We start from the raw sequence: 955 nt of genomic DNA, 5'->3' as shown, positions 1-955 counted from the left end.
GCGCTGTAGCGGGTGATCGGGTTTGCGGGCGGCCATCAGTGTTTTCCGATAGGGTCGGGTTGTTCAAGACCAACCTGACGGAAAGACCACCGATGACCAATGACATGATGAACGTGCGCTCGCTTGTTGAGAAGAGCGCGGATGCAGATTTGTTGCGCGAGATGATCGGCTTTGCGGCCGAACGACTGATGGAGCTGGAGGTCGGCTCAGCCACGGGTGCTGACTTCGGTGAGAAGAATCCGATGCGCCTTGCTCAACGCAACGGCTACCGTGATCGGGATTGGGAGACGCGGGCCGGAACGGTCGAGCTTCGCATTCCCAAGCTGCGCAAGGGCAGCTATTTTCCGAGCTTTCTTGAGCCGCGCCGTATGGCAGAGAAGGCTCTGACGGCCGTTATCCAGGAAGCGTATATCCAGGGAATCTCGACCCGTTCTGTCGACGATCTGGTCAAGGCCATGGGTATGAGTGGCATCTCCAAAAGCCAGGTGAGCCGCCTGTGCGAGGAGATCGACGTCAAGGTGAAGGCGTTCCTCGACAGGCCGATTGAAGGCGAGTGGCCGTACGTCTGGGTCGATGCGACCTACCTCAAAGTCCGGCGCGGCGGACGAGTTGTCTCTGTTGCTGTCATCATCGCCGTCGGCGTCAACAGCGATGGCCGGCGCGAGGTCTTGGGCATGGAGGTCGGCACGTCGGAGGCCGAGCCGATCTGGACGGAATTCCTGCGTAAGCTGACACGCCGAGGATTGCGCGGCGTGAAGCTTGTCGTCTCCGATGCGCACGAAGGTCTCAAAGCTGCCGTCACCAAGGTTCTCAATGCCACCTGGCAAAGGTGCCGGGTTCACTTCATGAGGAACGTGCTCGCGCATGCTGGAAAGAGCGGCAGGCGGGTCGTATCCGCCTTCATCGCAACGGCCTTTGCCCAGGAGACGCCGGAGGCAGCAAGCGCTCAATGGCG

1 protein-coding gene is annotated in these 955 nt (G+C 60.5%); it reads left to right on the top strand.

Features of this window, described 5'->3' with window-relative positions:
• Window positions 1–92: 92 nt before the first annotated feature.
• Window positions 93–955: IS256 family transposase (locus MKZ91_RS31505; protein WP_336174947.1), on the top strand; the 863-nt coding region annotated here is incomplete at its 3' end.

The organism is Ensifer sp. MJa1, assembly GCF_037026475.1.
Classification (GTDB): domain Bacteria; phylum Pseudomonadota; class Alphaproteobacteria; order Rhizobiales; family Rhizobiaceae; genus Ensifer.
This window is presented reverse-complemented; position numbering and strand designations above follow the sequence as displayed.